The organism is Pseudoalteromonas sp. FUC4, assembly GCF_008370255.1.
Classification (GTDB): domain Bacteria; phylum Pseudomonadota; class Gammaproteobacteria; order Enterobacterales; family Alteromonadaceae; genus Pseudoalteromonas.
Genome location: NZ_SEUI01000002.1, coordinates 301,674 through 319,210 on the forward strand (window position 1 = coordinate 301,674; position 17,537 = coordinate 319,210).

Annotated in this window: 13 protein-coding genes; 10 read left to right on the forward strand and 3 right to left on the reverse strand. The window is 37.3% G+C overall.

The genetic code is table 11. From position 1 onward, the window contains the following. Positions 1 to 139: 139 nt before the first annotated feature. The 4 genes from EU510_RS07345 to EU510_RS07360 all read left to right on the forward strand — a co-directional run bounded on the left by EU510_RS07345 (position 140) and on the right by EU510_RS07360 (position 3,299). The gene (locus EU510_RS07345) at positions 140 to 1,375 is read left to right on the forward strand and encodes an IS110 family transposase (RefSeq protein ID WP_149592922.1); all 1,236 of its coding nucleotides are present in this window, start codon (positions 140 to 142) and stop codon (positions 1,373 to 1,375) included. Between the two features lie 263 nt (positions 1,376 to 1,638). After that, positions 1,639 to 2,010 (forward strand): hypothetical protein, encoded by a 372-nt coding sequence (locus tag EU510_RS07350; protein WP_149592923.1) that lies wholly within the window; start codon positions 1,639 to 1,641, stop codon positions 2,008 to 2,010. A gap of 105 nt (positions 2,011 to 2,115) precedes the next feature. Then, positions 2,116 to 2,730, forward strand: coding sequence for a hypothetical protein (locus EU510_RS07355; protein WP_149592924.1), 615 nt, complete (start codon positions 2,116 to 2,118; stop codon positions 2,728 to 2,730). 41 nt (positions 2,731 to 2,771) lie between these two features. Then, positions 2,772 to 3,299 (forward strand): hypothetical protein, encoded by a 528-nt coding sequence (locus EU510_RS07360; RefSeq protein ID WP_149592925.1) that lies wholly within the window; start codon positions 2,772 to 2,774, stop codon positions 3,297 to 3,299. Between the two features lie 233 nt (positions 3,300 to 3,532). On the opposite strand, the gene EU510_RS07365 is transcribed toward EU510_RS07360, so the two are convergent. The 3 genes from EU510_RS07365 to EU510_RS07375 form a co-directional block, all read right to left on the reverse strand. Then, positions 3,533 to 5,704: a S46 family peptidase gene (locus EU510_RS07365; protein WP_149592926.1), complete on the reverse strand. Its 2,172-nt coding sequence runs from the start codon at positions 5,702 to 5,704 to the stop codon at positions 3,533 to 3,535. A 95-nt stretch (positions 5,705 to 5,799) separates the two neighbouring features. After that, the gene (locus EU510_RS07370; protein WP_149592927.1) at positions 5,800 to 7,884 is read right to left on the reverse strand and encodes a bifunctional diguanylate cyclase/phosphodiesterase; all 2,085 of its coding nucleotides are present in this window, start codon (positions 7,882 to 7,884) and stop codon (positions 5,800 to 5,802) included. 461 nt (positions 7,885 to 8,345) lie between these two features. Further along, complete coding sequence (locus EU510_RS07375; RefSeq protein ID WP_149592928.1) at positions 8,346 to 10,133, reverse strand: M61 family metallopeptidase; 1,788 nt, start codon at positions 10,131 to 10,133, stop codon at positions 8,346 to 8,348. A gap of 204 nt (positions 10,134 to 10,337) precedes the next feature. Here EU510_RS07375 and EU510_RS07380 point away from each other — a divergent pair, with 204 nt between their 5' ends. From EU510_RS07380 to EU510_RS07405, 6 genes are all read left to right on the forward strand, one after another. Beyond that, a complete protein-coding gene (locus tag EU510_RS07380; RefSeq protein ID WP_149592929.1) occupies positions 10,338 to 11,873 on the forward strand; it encodes a GGDEF domain-containing protein in 1,536 nt (511 codons plus the stop codon). A gap of 62 nt (positions 11,874 to 11,935) precedes the next feature. After that, positions 11,936 to 13,279 (forward strand): nucleotide 5'-monophosphate nucleosidase PpnN, encoded by a 1,344-nt coding sequence (ppnN, locus tag EU510_RS07385; RefSeq protein WP_149592930.1) that lies wholly within the window; start codon positions 11,936 to 11,938, stop codon positions 13,277 to 13,279. A gap of 10 nt (positions 13,280 to 13,289) precedes the next feature. Next, positions 13,290 to 14,063, forward strand: a complete 774-nt coding sequence (gene xni / locus EU510_RS07390; RefSeq protein ID WP_149592931.1) for a flap endonuclease Xni — start codon at positions 13,290 to 13,292, stop codon at positions 14,061 to 14,063. Positions 14,064 to 14,133: 70 nt separating this feature from the next. Continuing rightward, on the forward strand, positions 14,134 to 14,517 hold the full coding sequence (locus tag EU510_RS07395; protein ID WP_149592932.1) for a DUF3192 domain-containing protein: 384 nt from the start codon (positions 14,134 to 14,136) through the stop codon (positions 14,515 to 14,517). Positions 14,518 to 14,528: 11 nt separating this feature from the next. Further along, positions 14,529 to 16,217, forward strand: coding sequence for a hypothetical protein (locus EU510_RS07400; protein ID WP_149592933.1), 1,689 nt, complete (start codon positions 14,529 to 14,531; stop codon positions 16,215 to 16,217). 206 nt (positions 16,218 to 16,423) lie between these two features. Continuing rightward, positions 16,424 to 17,431, forward strand: a complete 1,008-nt coding sequence (locus tag EU510_RS07405) for an isocitrate dehydrogenase (RefSeq protein ID WP_149592934.1) — start codon at positions 16,424 to 16,426, stop codon at positions 17,429 to 17,431. Positions 17,432 to 17,537: the final 106 nt, after the last annotated feature.

Genomic DNA, 17,537 nt, shown 5'->3' on the forward strand with positions numbered 1-17,537 from the left:
TCACCGCTTTTCTTTCGAGCCAGTAAGTGCTCCACGGCTCGCTAACGAATACTCAGGGCACGCACACAAACTGCTGGCTATATTTCTTTCGAAGAGCGTGGAATACATACCAATCCTTTATAAATAGGAGTGGATGATTATGTCGATAGATCAATTTGCTGCACATATTGGCTTAGATTGGGCAGATAAAAAACATGATGTTTGTATTCAATTTAAAAATGGCGAGCGTCGTTTTGAGGTAATTCAACATATACCAGAATCATTAGATACTTGGCTCAATACGTTGCACAAACAGGTAAATGGGAGAATCGCTGTTGCGCTGGAGTTAAAAAAAGGCCCAATAGTGTATGCACTACAAAAATACCCCTTTATTACAGTTTTCCCCGTTCATGCGTTGTCACTAGCACGTTACCGCCAAGCATTTTCACCTAGCGGTGCCAAAGATGACCCTCAAGATGCAGAGTTAGCACTTGACCTTATGCTACGCTATCCAGAAAAAATAAAAACAATTGAACCAAGTACCGGTGAACTCAGGCTATTACAACAATTAGTTGAACAACGAAGACTGCTGGTTGAAGATAAACGACGTTTTGTTAATAGGCTTATTAATACACTTAAGCAGTACTACCCTCAGCCTTTAGAATGGTTCTCCCACCGAGACAGCGGGCTATTCTTAGATCTCATTGCTAAATGGCCTAGCCTTCAGCTACTTAAAAGAGCTAGAGCTAATACAATACGGCGTTTTCTGAACTCTAAAGGTGGGCCCGCTGTTAAGCATACAGAATCACGGATTGAGCACATTAGAAATGCACTTCCACTTACAACGGATCAATATGTTATAGAAGCTAATATGTTGCTCGCTGTAACTCAGGTAAAGCAAATCAAATTAGTAGTGGAGAGTATTAAAGTTTATGACGTGCGTATTGATGAGTTGTTTAAAACATTACCAGATGCAGACATTTTCAAATCCTTACCAGGTATCGGGCCATGTATGGGGCCTAGAATGTTAGCGGCTCTTGGGGATAATCGTAACCGTTTTAATAGTGCCGAAGAAATTCAAAATTACGCAGGTATTGCGCCTGTTACTGAACGAAGTGGACAGAAGTCATGGGTACATTGGCGATGGCAATGCTCTAAGTTTGTAAGGCAAACTTTCGTGGAGTGGGCAGCGAAAACAGTACATACTTCTTATTGGGCGGGTATATATTATCAAGGACAACGTTCTAAAGGTAAGTCACATCAATCTGCTATTAGAGCGCTTGCATTTAAATGGATACGCATAATATATCGGTGTTGGAAAACGAAATGTTGCTACGATGAGGCTAAGTATTTAAAGGCACTTAAAGAGCGTGATTCGCCATTATTAAAGACATAAATGACTTGATGAATGCCTCAGGGCGTGAAGCGGACGTTGAAGCTTTCGAATTCCTCTTCTATTTTTTCATAACTAGCAACTAGCTTCTATAGTCATGGAAACGACCCAATGGGTCGATTTTATGCACTGTGCAAAGCGCAATAGTTATAAAAATGTGACATATGGCAACACGTTATAATTTATGTTACAACTGGTCAATCAGAGAAACGACCCGTTGGGTTGATATTAAATTGTTATGTAGTTTCTGTTAGCAGGGAGTAATTTTGAGCACTTTTCAATACGAGCATAAAATAGAGTATATTAAAAATATAAACGACTATTTAAAGTTGTTAGCTACTCTATCGTCGGCTTTGCTTCTACTTACCCCTACTATGTTAGTAAGTGTATTCATTGACTCAACATACAAAGAAGCCTCTATAGCGGCCACCATCGGATTTGCATATTCAATCTTGGCTGCAACATCATCAATTTTTTTTACTACTGACGCTATGCAATATCAAAATAATGATAAATATTGGACCTCTGGCCTTCAAAGGCATAAGTCATTTGTGTTTTGCTTTTATAGTTGTCAATTTGTGTTTTCTTTATCCGTTTTTGCATTAGCGTTATTTATTGCAATCAATATATTGCCCTAAACTACATAACAAATGCATTAACTACTCACTGCGCTCGCTAGGTATTTTAGCCTACGTGTTTTTGCCCGTTATACGGGTGTTAGGCGAATATGGAAGTTTCATGGCATGGCAAAATTAAAAATCCCTGAGGATATAGAAGTACTAAAACAGAGAGTTATTTTAGCTTTAGGTGATGTAAAGTCCGAACAAGAAAATACAAAGGTTGACAACAATTTTCTTTTCACTGCAAAACGCACTGATGCAGGAAGAACATTACCTCCATATTATCTCGTTTTCTTTTTGTTAAATGATTTATTAGGTTTTAAGAACCTTGGTAGATTTGAAAAAATATCATGGTCGTTACCAATTGACTTTAGAGGTAAGGCTTTTTTAATTGAATATCGAAAATTTGGGTTGGGCGTTTTTGCCGATAATTTAGAAACTGATGAAATCGAAGCACAAGAGATTGTTAAAAACATCCATAAGGCTGTAAAAGTAGCTAAACCATATTTTGAATGGGTTGCTTCTGAAGCAGTTAAAAGTTCTAAATTAAACGTCAAAAACAATAGTTCTAACTTATTCAACGCTATCAATATCTTGTTGAGTTATATAAAAAAGAAAAACAAGAAGCTGAAGATCGTAAAGATGAAGTACATAGAGAAACAAAGAAAACTTCATATGGAGAAGCTACTTCAATTCATATCCCTTCTGCTCAATTACGAAAGAATGCCAATTGGTTAGCTACTTCGGCTATTGAAGCATTCTTTAGCTGGACTGAGCATTTGTTCGTACATCTAAGTATTGTTACTAAAAACATTGACGATGGCGAAAAAGTTGCAGATCTAGCAGGTGCTGAATGGCAAGTGAAATACACTACTGCAATAGATATTAACATCAAAGAAAATAAAATATTCTTTGATGAATTAATTTTCTTAAGAAGACAATTTAGGAACTTTATTGCCCATGGCGCATTTGGTAAAGATGGTGAAACCTTCACCTTTCATTCAAGTACAGGCGCTGTTCCAGTATTGATGCCTCACCAAAAAGGCAAAAATAAGTTTTCACTTTTTGGTGATATTTCGTTCAATGAGGATGAGGTGATATCTTTACTCGAACGTTTTATTGAGCATTTATGGTCGTCTGAAATACAACCAGCAATGTACTATGTTATGGATAGCGTTTTGCCTACAATACTTACAATGGCTAATGATGGCTCATATTCGAGAGCTATGGTTTCAATGGAAGATATGGAAAGCTTTGTGAAGCATTTAAATTACCAATTCGATCAAGCGGCTAATATGGATTGGTAAATTCGCCATACAAGCTGTTTAACAGTGTTTTACGAACGTCCGCAAATGGCACTCTCCAGCCATTCAACAACATAAAATATTAATAATAATTGGCAAGGTATTTTACTGTGTCGGATGGCGCTTTGCTTATCCGACCTACACAGGCACTTACCAGTCATAAATAAACCACCCAAACATCAACAAAAAAGGCGCTTCCATTACGGTAAGCGCCCTTCTCTTATCTCACTAATTACTTATTTTACGATTGTCATTTCGTCTAACAAGTTTTGTGCATTATCTACTTTATCCATTACCCACAGCATGTAGCGAGAATCAACGTGGATTGAGCGATTAAGCTCAGGGTTGTAATCCCAGTCACCAATAATACTTTCGTAAACACCGTCGAACAGTAAACCAACAAGCTCTGCTTTGCCGTTAAGTGTTGGCGAACCTGAGTTACCACCGGTAGTGTCTACATTTGATAAAAAGTTAACGGGGACTGTATTCATGCCACCCGTGTAATCACCGTAAAGCTTGGCTTTAATTTGCTTTTGTAACTTTTTAGGTGCATTAAATGGGTCAACATCGGTGTTTTTAGCTAGTAATCCTTCAAGCGATGTAAAGGGTGTTGCTACCAAGCCGTCTTGAGGTGAGTAGCCGCCTACAGTGCCATAGGTTACTCGTAGTGTGCTGTTGGCATCGGCGTATACCGGTTTGTTTTTAGCTTTGTTGAACGCAATGATTGCGCTCATTAACTCTGGGCGAGCTGCTTGTAATTTACCTGCAAGTGCTTTTGATTTATCTTCCTGTGCTTTCATTACTTTAAAGATTGCTTTAGCGTACTGCATAAATGGGTCTTGGCTTTGATTTAGCTGGCTAAACGATTGTTCAAATAATGAATTGCGAACAGTGGCATTATCAAGTCTTGACTGTTCATACATGCTATCAAGTAATGCGCTTTGAGTTGCTTTATCAAACCCATTTTGTACTTTAAATACGTTATCAACCTCGCTAAAACGCTCTTCTTTTGGAAGTGCTGCATACAGCTCTAAAAAGTGCAGTAAAATAGCTTTATCTACTTTGCTATCATAACGGCGCGTCATGCGCTCAAGCCCTGCTTTAATACGAGGTAAGTCACGTTCTTGATAACCAGATTCACGTTCGCTATTTGGCTTTTGTTTTTCGTAAGCTAGGCGGTATAAACGTCGTGCTGTGCTGATCATTTGTGAGCGATGTACATAACCTAACATTCGGTCGCGTTCACTGTGCTCTTGTGATTGTGCAATTAGATCAGATAACTCACCCAATACGCTTCCGTATTGCTCTTTACGCTCACTATCGCTATTGATCCATTGTGTTAACTCTTGCTCAAACTGCTTTTTGCGCTCAAGCATAGTGCCTTTTTTGAAGCTTTCGATCATCGAACCAAAGTTTTTAATGTAGTTATTATAACCTGCAATGGTGCTTTCGTAAGCAATACGCGCTTTACTGCCGTCTTCTGAATTTTCTTCAATAAGCGACACGTATTTTGAGTTATGAACGCGTGCTTTAGGGTAGCTGTCGTTAAATACGTTATCTACCTCTGTTGCTATACGGTAGCGGTTAGTTCGCCCTGGGTAGCCTGTAACCATTACAAAGTCGCCTTCTTGCACGCCTTTGGCACTTACTTTTAGGTAAGAGTCAGGTACGTAAGGTACGTTGTCTTCGCTGTACTCTGCTGGTTTTCCATCTTTGCCTACATAAGCGCGGTAAAAACCAAAGTCGCCTGTGTGGCGCGGCCACATCCAGTTATCTATATCGCCGCCGTATTTACCTACGCCCATTGCCGGTGCATAAGATAAACGTACGTCTTTTATTTCAAGTGACTTAATTAGGTAAAACTCTAAACCACCATGAAACGAATACACGTTACAACGATAGCTTTCGTCGGCTTCACATTGCGCTACTAGTGCTTTTTCGTTTTGTTCGAGTGCATCGTAGCGTGCTTTTGCTGTTAGCTCGTTAGTACCTTTAATTACTTCATCTGTTACGTTGGTAACCGTTTTTGTTACGTATACGCGTGACCCTGGGGCTGCTGGTAAATCCTCAGCAGGACTTTTAGCTAAAAAGCCATTTTCTAAAATGTTGTTTTCAGGTGTTGAATTGTATTGAACAGAGCCATAAACACAATGATGATTTGTAACCACTAAACCCTTAGGCGATACAAACGATGCTGTACAGCCACCTAGGCTAATTACCGCGTTCATTGGGAATTCGGTTAATTTAGAAATAGATTCAACATCAATTTCAAGCCCTTTGGCTTTTAAAATTGATTCTAACTCTGGAAGTTGGTGTGGTTGCCACATGCCTTCGTCGGCTATGGCACTACTTGAAAGTGATAGTGCAAATGTGGCTGCTAATGTAGCTACAAGAGGTTTTAAACGCATTACAGAATCCTTTTTATTTGTTTCTATAACAGGTTACTCGTCAGTAGCTAATTAGGTCAATAGCCGTGCAACTATTTGTTACAATATAACGTTTTTTACATAGCATTTTGTGAAAATTTAATAAATTCTTTAGCTGGAATCGGTTTGCTAAAGTAAAAGCCTTGCATAAAATCACAGGCTAATTCGTTTAATAAAGTGTGCTGTTCTTTTGTTTCTACACCTTCGGCAACCACTGTCAGCCCTAAACTGTGCGACATGGCAATAATTGCTCTCACTAGATTACAATCTTCATTATTTAACACAATGCCATCTATAAAACTTCGATCTATTTTGAGCACATTAAAAGGATACTCTCTTAAATAACTTAATGACGAATAACCCGTACCAAAGTCATCCATTGATAAGTTAATGCCTAATGCCGTAATTTCAGTCAATATATCAACAACATTAGTGTGGCAACTCATCAGTACTCCCTCAGTAATTTCAAGCTCTAAACTTTCGGGGTTTACGTTTGCATCAATAAGTGAATTTTGAATAAAGCGCAGTAATCCTGAATCTCTAAATTGACGAGGAGATAAGTTAACTGCCATTGTATATTTCTGTCCGCGTTTACAGCTGCTTTGCCACTCATTTAAAAAATGTAATGCTTGGCTAATTACAAATTTACCAATAGGTACAATTAATCCTGTATTTTCCGCAATAGGTATAAACTCATCGGGTGTTACATTCCCTAACTCAGGGTTATGCCAGCGTAATAACGCTTCTGCGCCAATGATATCTTTATTTTTAACGTCTAATTGTGGTTGGTAATATAGTTCGAATTCATTACGCTCAAGGGCACCACTCATTTGCTCTTCAATTGATAAACGTCGCTGGATTACTTCATTCATTTGCTTTGCAAAAAAAGAATAGGTGTTTCGACCTAATGCTTTAGCTTGATACATTGCGGTATCTGCGTTACGTAGTAAATCTGAAGCTGAACTACCATTTTCAGGATACATAGCAATACCAGCACTTAACGTAACCATTAATTCGCGGCCTTCTATTTTAAATGGTTCTCTGAAGTTTTTAAGTAACATATCGACTATGCGTAGCGCACTTTTCGCACAGGTTAAATCTGGTAATAATACAATAAACTCATCGCCCCCTAACCTTCCTACCATACCGCTATCACTGATAGTTCGTTGAAGTCTTGTAGCAGCTTCAATTAATAGTTTATCGCCAACTTCGTGTCCAAGTGAGTCGTTAATTTTTTTAAAATCATCTAAATCAAGAAAACATACAGCGGCATTACCTTTATTTTCATCCGCATCTTTCAAAATTTTTGATAACTTATCTAGCGCTAAAAACCGATTAGGAAGTAATGTTAAGCTATCAAAATAGGCTTGATGGCGTATTAGCTCATCTGATTTATGCTGTTCGGTAATATCACGAACAATAACCATGACTTGCTCATATTGAGGTACATGGTTTACACGTGCTTCAAAATATACAGTGCCTTTAGGTAATCTAAGTTCGTACTCAAAGCTAACCATTACTTTTTGTTTTAGTGCTTGGGCAATATTAATCTGAAATTTAACCGCAATTTCATCAGGTAATACAGCAAACATGCTTTTACCAATAAATTCATTAGGATTAACATAAAGGTTATTCTTATTGCTGGCGTGATAGTCGACAATAGTGCCATCTTCTTGCATTAAGAAAAATAAATCAGGAATCGCTTCGAATATGGTTTCAAGCATTTTTTCTTTGAAAACAGCTTGCCCTTGGGCCTTTTTTACATCGGTTAAATCAATATCTATGCAATACATTTGTTTAATATTATATTGATTTATAAACATTACATGACTTGAATACACACACACCTGTGTACCATTCTTACGCTGTAAGGTAATCTCTGCTGCAGGAATTTCTGTACCGTTGTTAAGCCAATTAGTATGAGCCGATACAACCGCGTCTTGCATTGGGGTAGGAATAATTAAATCTTCTAGTTTTTGTCCAGCAGCTTCTTGTGCATTATAACCATAAAGATACTCACTGCCTTTATTCCAATAAATTACACGTCGTTGTTCGTCATATCCTTGCACAGAAATAGCATTAACCGCATCAAATAATTGATGAAGAGGGTCGTTTGTAACAAACTGATGAGTTAACGCATTTACAACTTTATCTATTTTCATTTCGATGACAAGGATCAAGAAAAACTTACTAATAATAATAGTATTTAATGACTAATTTTTCTCTAAAAAATGTATTTATATTAGTAATTAATTTGATTTTAGCAACAAAACAAGTCAGTAGCTCAATTTTCATACATACATTTCATGTAAATAGGTGCTTTTTAAGACAAAATGTAGCTGCCGGCTCTGAATTATCAGGCCTAATAGCTCACTCTATTTTTTATAATACCAATTTAGTCTTAGAATTATTTTTTGATAAACTTAGTAGAAAGAATATGAAAACTTCCCCTGATAACATCATTCCGTTTTTTTAACATATCTATATTTTTAATACGCTACGATTTCCAGTTTTATTATTTCATAGTGAATTTAAAAAATATCAACACATAGCGTGATCCACGCTGTAATACGGAAGATCACGCTATGATTAATTAATATAAAAAACAGTATAATTTTTATCGTTATTTATCAGTTACATCATTTGGATGTTCCACGCCAATCCATGCTTTAAATAATGCCTTTTGCGCAAGCGTTGCGTCTTTATCAGCAACTACTTTTTTTGGTTTATCAAAATCTTCTGAGAGCACTAACGTTAAAGTCTCAAGTGCATCACGACGAAGATAGTCAACCGTTACCTTGTCGCCAGCTTTAAACGTTTCTAGGCTGGTTTTTAAGTCTTTACCTACGTGATGTTTATTTATAGCAACAATCTTATCATCGGTAGTTAAACCTGCTTTCCATGCGCTTCCACCGCGGCGAACGTAGCTTAGGGTAAGTAGCTCACCTGTGTTTTTAGCGGTAGCATCAATGCTTGCAAGGGCTTTTGCTTTTTCTGGACGCTCAAATTTCAAGCCTACTTTAGTAAGTAAGTCGTCAAAGTTTATACTTGCTGGCGATTCTACATTTTCTTGCCACCAGCTTGAGTAATCACGCCCTGTTAGATCTTTTAAAATATTAAGCACGTCTACGTCTGTAAAACCAGCTGGCAATTTATGATTGTTATAAAGTGCTTTGTGCACGTCACGGTAGCTTATTTTACCTTGGCTTTTTTCAAGTAGGTCGATATCTAAAGCTAAAGAGAGCAACGAGCCCTCAGAATAAATGTTGGTGCTGTAGTTACGTGCATGATCGCCACCTTGATTAATCCATTTATCAAAGCTTGTTTCGCTTGCGCTTTGCACTTCACGGCCTGGGGTTTGTAAATGACGATTAATGGTTTTGCTCATCACTTTAAAAAATTCATCCGTGGTTTCAATACCAGAGCGAACCATTAAATGATCTTCAAAATAACTTGTTGAACCTTCAGCGATCCACAGTAGTTTTGAGTAGTTCATGTTTGTATAATCATAAGGCACCAAGCCTTGAGGGCGATATGCTTTTACATTCCATGTATGAATAAATTCGTGTGCGGCTGTGCTAATAAAACCTAAGTAATCTTCGCGACTACCAAATCGGTCACGTGGACGTTGAATAATTGTTGAATTTAAATGCTCCGTTGCACCACCTGCGCCCGACGTAGCATGTACCATAAATACATAGCGTTCATACGGATAGCCGTCCCAAATGACATTGCCGGTAGTAACTAATTTTTTAAGATCTATAAGCATTTGATCTACGTCGTAATTACCTTCGCCCCATATAACTAAATCATATTCACGGCCGTCTACTTCAAAAGTATGTAACTGATTAATACCCGTTTCGATTGGCGAATCAACAAGTACGTCGTAATCAGCTGCTTTAAAAGTATTTTTACCTTTTAAATTATCCATACCCGATACCGAGCGCCATTTTTTAGGCAGTTCTAAATTAACGGTTACAGGCTCTTGGCGAAACGAGTCACTAAACATAAAAAAACCTGACGCATCTATAAATGCATGACTGTCGTCGATATGGCGAGCTCGCTTACCAAGTTCGTTTGCATACACTTGGTAGTCAACATTAACTTCTGTTGGCTCATTAAGGTGGATGCGCCATGTACTGTGGTCAATTTTTTCCCACTTTAACTCTTTGCCATCTTCATCTTTAGCTTTGAAATAACGAACACCATTAGCAAGGTTTAGTATTTCGTAACGACCCGTACGCCATGCTGGAAGTTTTATATCAAGATGTGCTTGCGCAGTTTTTGGAAACTCTACACTTACATCACCTAAATGGTGCTGTGGTTGCGAAATTTCTAAAGAATAATTCACATCGGCAAATACAGGTGCTGAACATGCAGCTAGGATAGAAAGGGCTAATAACTTTTTCATAGAAACTCTTAGTGGAAACTTAATTGCTTGCAAGACTAACAAGCTGCTATTTAAAAGTGAATTAAATACGACAAATTGCCCTGTATACGAGTTTATACGTAGTAGCTCATTAAAATTTCTAAGTTTTTTACTAGATAACTACACATAATAAAAATTTGTTGTAAACTAAAGATAATGAAATTAAATTGATGGCGGTACGCTTAGGTGTCACAAAGATCTAACGCAGCAGATAAAAAGCTAAAACAAGCAATTGATGCTCGTATGGCTGTTGAAAGTGCACGCAAACATCAAGTGGATATTTTGTGTGACTTTACGGCTAAGTTATCGTTGAGCTGTAAAGGGCTAGATATTGAGTTAGATAACCGTCTTGCCAAATTTAGAAGTGCCCTAAATAAAGGCATGAGTTTTGAAAATATTTCTCCACTGATTAGTGAAACTTTAACATTACTTAAAAACCAAGAATCAGTTCAACAAACCCAACAACGTGATTTGTTCAACAATGTGCAAAATGCGGGTAAGCAACTACAAAAAACCAAGGGTTTACCTGATGAGACACGCAGATCTCTAAGAAACCTACTTGATAATGAAATTAATAATGTCCATTCAGTGCATGGTTATATCCCGCTTCTTGATCAACTTATATCGTTTTACCATCAAGTTTTAATCACAAAACAAGACCCAGTAATTGACAAAAAGCTACCTACTGTACAGAGCCATGCAAATAAACTGCTTGAACTTGCTAATGAACTTGTTCTGGAAGATGAAGCTACTCAACAAATTAATCATATAAAAAATAGCATTACCGCAAGTAAAACTATAACAGCATTGCTTGATGCTGCGATTAGCATTATCGATGTAGTGGTAAAAAATATAAGTAAAGAGCGTAAATCAGCGCAAAGCTTTTTAGTTTCATTAAATCAAACCCTCGAAGATTTACACAATTCTATTATCTCAACTAGCAAACACTCTGAGTCAATGGAAGTTGAGTTTGACTCATTAAATAAAAGTATCGAACTAAAAATAAAAAACCTTAATGAACAAACCCAAAAAGCCACGTCAATTTCATCTTTAAAAGAACTCGTAGATAACGAATTAAAATCACTAAGCGAAGATTTTATAGCTAAAGAAAAACTTGAGCGAAAAGACAGAGAAATGCTTAGCTCTAGCTTTAATGAAATAAATAATCGTATTGGCACTTTAGAAGGTAAGTTAACTACTTATAAAAAACGATTAAACGAGCAGCGCTTTAAAAGCTTACTTGATGGGCTTACAAAACTGCCTAACCGAGCCGCATTTGATGAACGCTACGATCACGAAATGCACTTGTTTAATGTACAACCATCAGATGTTACGCTTGCAGTTATTGATGTTGACCACTTTAAATCTATAAATGATAGATTTGGCCACACAGCAGGCGACATAACACTTCAGGTTATATCAAAAGCACTACAAAAGTCTGTTAGAAAGTCAGATTTTATAGCGCGTTATGGCGGTGAAGAATTTGTACTATTAATGCCAGGTGTATCGCTAGAAAACGCAACATTACCCCTGGATAAAGTAAGAAAGGTGATTAAAAATATCCCTTTTAAATTTAGAGAAAAACAAATCGAGATCACTATTTCGATAGGTGCAACTCAGTTTAAAAAAGGTGATACGCTATTAAAAGCCTTTGATAGAGCTGATGATGCCCTTTACGATGCCAAAAACTCAGGGCGAGATAGACTTTGTACCAGTAAGTAATGTCATAGCTATTATAACTTTATGACAAGCAGTTTTACGATTTAGCAGTAAGGAGCACGTCTATGTTAATACAGTTAAACCCAACTGGGGTTTTAGATTTACTGTCGCAATTAGAAGTTGATTTATTAGAGCAATCTTCTGCTAGTGAGCGTTATAGGTTATTTAGAAACTGCGTACTTGCAGTGCTCAATGTAGGTAGCCATACCGACGAAAGTAACGATATATACGAAAAATACCAAGATTTTGATATTCGTTTAGTAAGCCGCGAACGAGGTATTAAAATTGAACTTGAAAACCCACCCGAAACAGCATTTGTTGATGGCGAAATAATTACCGGTATTCACGAACATATATTCTCTGTTATTCGTGATATTTTATTTATTTGTCAAAAATACGAAAAAGATTTAAAAGAACAAAAAGCAATTACGCATATGGTATTCGATATGCTTAGAAATGCGGGTGCACTGCGTGTTAAAAGTGAGCCAAATATGGTTGTTTGCTGGGGTGGACACTCAATAAACGAAGTTGAATATAAATACACGAAACAAGTAGGTTATGAGCTTGGTTTACGTGGATTAAATATTTGTACCGGTTGTGGCCCTGGTGCCATGAAAGGCCCAATGAAAGGTGCCACAATTGGCCACGCAAAACAGCGTAATACCGATAACCGATACTTAGGTTTAACAGAGCCAAGCATTATTGCTGCTGAGCCACCAAATCCTATCGTAAACGAGTTAGTTATTTTACCGGATATTGAAAAACGCCTTGAAGCTTTTATTAGAACAGCTCACGCGATTATCATTTTTCCTGGTGGCGCAGGTACTGCCGAAGAACTGTTATATTTATTAGGCATATTACTGCACCCAGATAATACCAAGCAATGTTTACCTGTTATTTTAACTGGCCCTAGTGAAAGTGAAGCATACTTTAAAGAGCTGTGTGATTTTGTTGAAATAACACTCGGCAAAGAAGCACTGGATAAGTTTGAAGTTATTATTGATAACCCTCAATTAGTGGGTCAAAAGCTAAAATCAGCGATGGCTAATGTTCGTGATTATCGTAAAAGTGAAGGCGATGCTTATTACTTTAACTGGACATTAAAAATAGATAACGACTTTCAACAACCTTTTGCACCAACACATGAAAATATGGCAAGTCTTGATTTACATCTTGATCAACCAAAACAGTTACTAGCAGCTAATTTACGCAGGGCTTTTTCAGGTATTGTTGCTGGAAATGTAAAAGACGAAGGCGTTAAAGCCATCAAGCAAAACGGTCCATATGTTTTAAGCGGCGAACCTGCCCTTATGGAAAATATGGATACGCTATTACAAGCATTTGTTGATCAAGGCCGTATGAAACTCCCTGGCAGCAAATACGTTCCGTGTTACAAAATAAAAGCATGAGTTTTATAGTTTGAAACCCCATTTACTTCTTATCGATGCGCTTAATTTAATTAGGCGCATTTACGCCGTTGACGCTAATCAAAAACATCACAGCGACGAGCAAATGATACAAACGTGTTGTTCTCGTGTAGCGCATGCATGTAAAAAGCTTATAGATACCAGTAATGCAACCCATGCCATTGCTGTGTTTGATGGCGACAAAAGCTGGCGTTATCATTTTTATAAAGACTACAAACACTCGCGCGCGCCAATGCCTCAAGTATTAAAAGACGCCCTATTGCATTTTAAAACCGCAATTGAAGAAACCGGCATTGTTGTATTTGAGCCTATTAACGATGAAGCCGATGATATTATTGCAACGCTTGCGTTTAAGGCATCAAATAATCAAATAGCTAATACTGTTGTTTCTACCGATAAAGGCTTTTTACCATATATAGGCCCTTATATTACAGTGTATGATTACTTTAAAAAACTCTATTTAGATGAGAAAAGTATAAAAGAGCGCTTTGGTGTTGAACAAAATAAGCTTGTTGATTTTTGGGCTTTAGCGGGTGATAAGACAAATGATATTCCTGGCGTAAAAGGGATCGGTACTAAGTCGGCGCAGCAAATCGTTAATAACTACAATTCCATTGAGAAAGCTGCTGAAGATGAGTCTTTAAGCCCGAGTATTAAAACAAAGCTAGCCGCTAATATGGATATGTACGTAATTTCAAAGCATCTAGTTAGTTTACGCACCGACATAAATTTAGGCTTTAGTTTAAAGCAGTTAAGGCTTAATTAATCGCAAGTTAATAGCCTCTAAACATTACAAAACGTATACTATTTATTAGTTACCGGAGTTAGAGTAAACCATATTGAAAAAATTTATCCGATATTTAATTTTAGGTTTAGGGCTATATGCGCTGATAGCTGCATTGGTGATCACTTTTTATAAAGACGATCCTCAGGCCATGATTTGGCAAGACCGTGAAGCTTTCAATAAGCGTTATATCGAAAAACTATCCCTAGAGAACCCTGTAACACTCAATAGTGTTCTTGATTATTTAGGCAGCCCCGATCTTACTTATGCTAAACGAGATGGCGAACAAGTCTTTCAGATAGTGTTTTACCGTACACAGCATATAACATCTGACGGTATAACCACCATGGATGAATGTACTGGACTATTATTTAAAAATGGGCAGCTATTTTTATGGGGCCCAAGTGCATACAATAAATACCAAGAACAAAATTAGGTGAAGGTTTAATGGATGAAGCTGTTTCAACTACTTTAGAGCAGCTGCTTAATAATACGCAGCTGTTTTTAAGCTATTATAATAATAAACAAAAATGGACAGCTTTATACCCAATCGCAAGTAAGTTAGCTGAGCAATATAGAGTACTCTATGCTGAGCAGCCCTTCGCATTACAAGCCCGATTGACGCTTTACAACCCTAGTTACTCTTATGCCACAAATTTAGTTGTTAGTCAGAGTGTTATAACTGCAGCATTTTGTAAGTCTCAAAACTATGATAGTGCTCTAAGTGAGCTATACATAGTGGCTGCTCTCATTGAGCACTTATGTGTTGGAGCGCAATTAAACAAACTTTGCAAGCAAACACCTTTTCAAGATTCTGATAAAAAAATATGGAAGATGCGCCATCAATTAGCTGCAAAAGTAATGTTATCTAGTGGTGATTCTGCCAAACCCGTTACACAATTGTTAGCTAAATTAAGTAAATATAAACAAGCATTGGTAAGTGCACCTAAAATTATGCTTTACGATGGCGGCATTACCCTGATTGCTTTAGCAAATATTATTAGCATAAATGTTACTAGCAATACGGCTAACAAACATATTAATTTATTTAAAGCACTTACTGATTTGTACATTCGCACACCAAATTTGTTTGCACTACAGCTAATTAAATCGCTTATAGCCCATTTAGGGCCCTTATTACCGGGAAGCCGCGTTTTATATGCCGAGCAAACCATGATTTATTTAGCAACTGATGCACAGCAAAGGCATGTTTTAATTAGTACTGCTAATGCAAATAAATTAGCTTGGTATAGAGTAAAAGCAGCACTTAACGATAATCCAAAACAATGGCACTGCACTGACAAAACAATCAGCTTTAAAGTGTTTAACAGTGAACATGTTAAGTCAAAAAGTGAGGTTGAGGTTGATAAGGCACAGTCTTTACTTCAACTAATTAGTAATATTAAGCTGCAGCACGAATACAGCTATAAAGGATTAAGCCAGTTAATGGCGCCTCACCCTCTTGTAATTGCTAATTTATGTGAAGCAGTAAAACCTTATAATAAAGAGCATCAAGCCGCTAAAGACTTAAAGCATAGCTTATCTATGGTCGGTTATTATAATGCACCTGCAATAATTCAACGGGTTGTTTTTGAACAGTTAGTTAATGTTACCCCGCACCCTCTACAAGCCTATGTTACTAGCCGGTTAAATGGACTAGTAAAAATAATGGCTTTATTGGTAAGTAAAAATAAACACGAGCAGTTTGAGCATATCACTTTACCTTTATACGCTTACGTCCATTTTTTATTAACACACTGTAGTACACAGCTTTCTCGTAAAACACTCATTGACGACACTCCAAATAAAAAACTGAGTGCGCCGATTTGTTCATTTTTTGGGGTAAATGTGATTAATAGTGAGCAACTAGCACAACAGCTTACTCATTTATTAAGTGACAACCCCTGGACAGCTAAGCTGTTAGAAGCAGAGCAAACACCTAAAAAGCATTTAACTGATTTTCATAAACTCTGGATCACACTTAAAATTGTTGCTCAAAATGTGTTTAAACCAGAACTTTCACTAACTCCGTGGCAGCAGCAAACGTTAAATGAACAGCTAAAAATACTCAAGTGGGATAACCAAGCTGATTTTTATCAACAATTAGAATCCCTTGAGTTGTTTGATAGTATTTAGTTTATTAGAAGCTATTTTATGTCTTTATACCCATTATAACTTTCGTGTATACCCAGTATTTTTTGTATAAACTAGCAAAATGGGTAATAAATTGGTATAAATGCGCCCTTAAATTTTCAAGCACGTTCACATAAATGATCTAACAAGCGATTACTCTCTCAGGGTAATAATTTATGTGCAAATCAAACTCTTTAAAGGAAAAGTCAATGGCCAAACAAACCATCACAGTGATCAAAGGCGACGGCATCGGTCCGAGCATTATCGACTCAGCACTTGAAATATTAAAAGCCGCAGGTTGCGACTTTGATTATGAATTTGTTGATGCTGGCCTAGCTGCACTTGAAAAAACAGGTGAGTTATTACCGCAAGAAACAGTTGATACAATTGCTAAAAACAAAATCACTCTTAAAGGCCCATTAACTACGCCTGTAGGTGAAGGTTTTACATCTATTAACGTAACACTTCGTAAGCAATTTGGTTTATACGCTAACGTACGTCCAGTTAAATCATTTGTTGGTACTAAAGCACGTTACGACGATATTGATATCATTACTATTCGTGAAAATACGCAAGGTATGTACTCAGGTGCAGGCCAAGTAGTAAGTGAAGACGGTAATGAAGCAGAAGCAAAATCGATAATTACGCGTGAAGGCGCAGAAAAAATCGTAACTTTTGCATACGAGCTAGCGGTACGCGAAGGTCGTAAAAAAGTAACTGCTGTTCATAAAGCTAACATTTTAAAATCAACTTCTGGTTTGTTTTTAAAAGTTGCACGTGAAGTAGCTGAGCGTTACCCACAAATTGAATCAAACGAAATGATTGTTGATGCAACGTGTATGAAGCTGGTAATGACACCTGAAGAGTTTGACGTAATTGTAACGACTAACTTATTTGGTGATATTTTATCTGACCTTTGTGCTGGTTTAGTTGGCGGTTTAGGTATGGCACCAGGTGCTAACATTGGTGAAGACGCTGCAATTTTTGAAGCGGTACACGGTAGTGCTCCAGATATTGCTGGCAAAAACCTAGCTAACCCAACGTCTGTAATTTTAGCGTCTATTCAAATGCTTGAGCATTTAGATATGGGCGACACAGCAGAGCGCATTCGTAGTGCTGTTGCTGATGTTATTCAATCTGGCGACCGTACAACTCGCGATTTAGGCGGCAGCCACGGTACAACTGATTTCACTCAATCAGTAATTGACCGTCTATAACTATTTACTCGTTATTAATTTAGAAAGCCCGCTAATTTAGCGGGCTTTTTTTTGTAAATGCATACCACATACACTCAACATCAACCTGCATAATTTCTTCCAAATA

Bases quoted from the DNA above. Each gene is read 5' to 3' on its own strand.
- EU510_RS07345 (WP_149592922.1), top strand. From the start codon at position 140: ATGTCGATAGATCAATTTGCTGCACATATTGGCTTAGATTGGGCAGAT.
- EU510_RS07355 (WP_149592924.1), top strand. From the start codon at position 2,116: ATGGCAAAATTAAAAATCCCTGAGGATATAGAAGTACTAAAACAGAGA.
- EU510_RS07365 (WP_149592926.1), bottom strand. From the start codon at position 5,704: ATGCGTTTAAAACCTCTTGTAGCTACATTAGCAGCCACATTTGCACTA.
- EU510_RS07370 (WP_149592927.1), bottom strand. From the start codon at position 7,884: ATGAAAATAGATAAAGTTGTAAATGCGTTAACTCATCAGTTTGTTACA.
- EU510_RS07375 (WP_149592928.1), bottom strand. From the start codon at position 10,133: ATGAAAAAGTTATTAGCCCTTTCTATCCTAGCTGCATGTTCAGCACCT.
- ppnN (WP_149592930.1), top strand. From the start codon at position 11,936: ATGTTAATACAGTTAAACCCAACTGGGGTTTTAGATTTACTGTCGCAA.
- EU510_RS07400 (WP_149592933.1), top strand. From the start codon at position 14,529: ATGGATGAAGCTGTTTCAACTACTTTAGAGCAGCTGCTTAATAATACG.
- EU510_RS07405 (WP_149592934.1), top strand. From the start codon at position 16,424: ATGGCCAAACAAACCATCACAGTGATCAAAGGCGACGGCATCGGTCCG.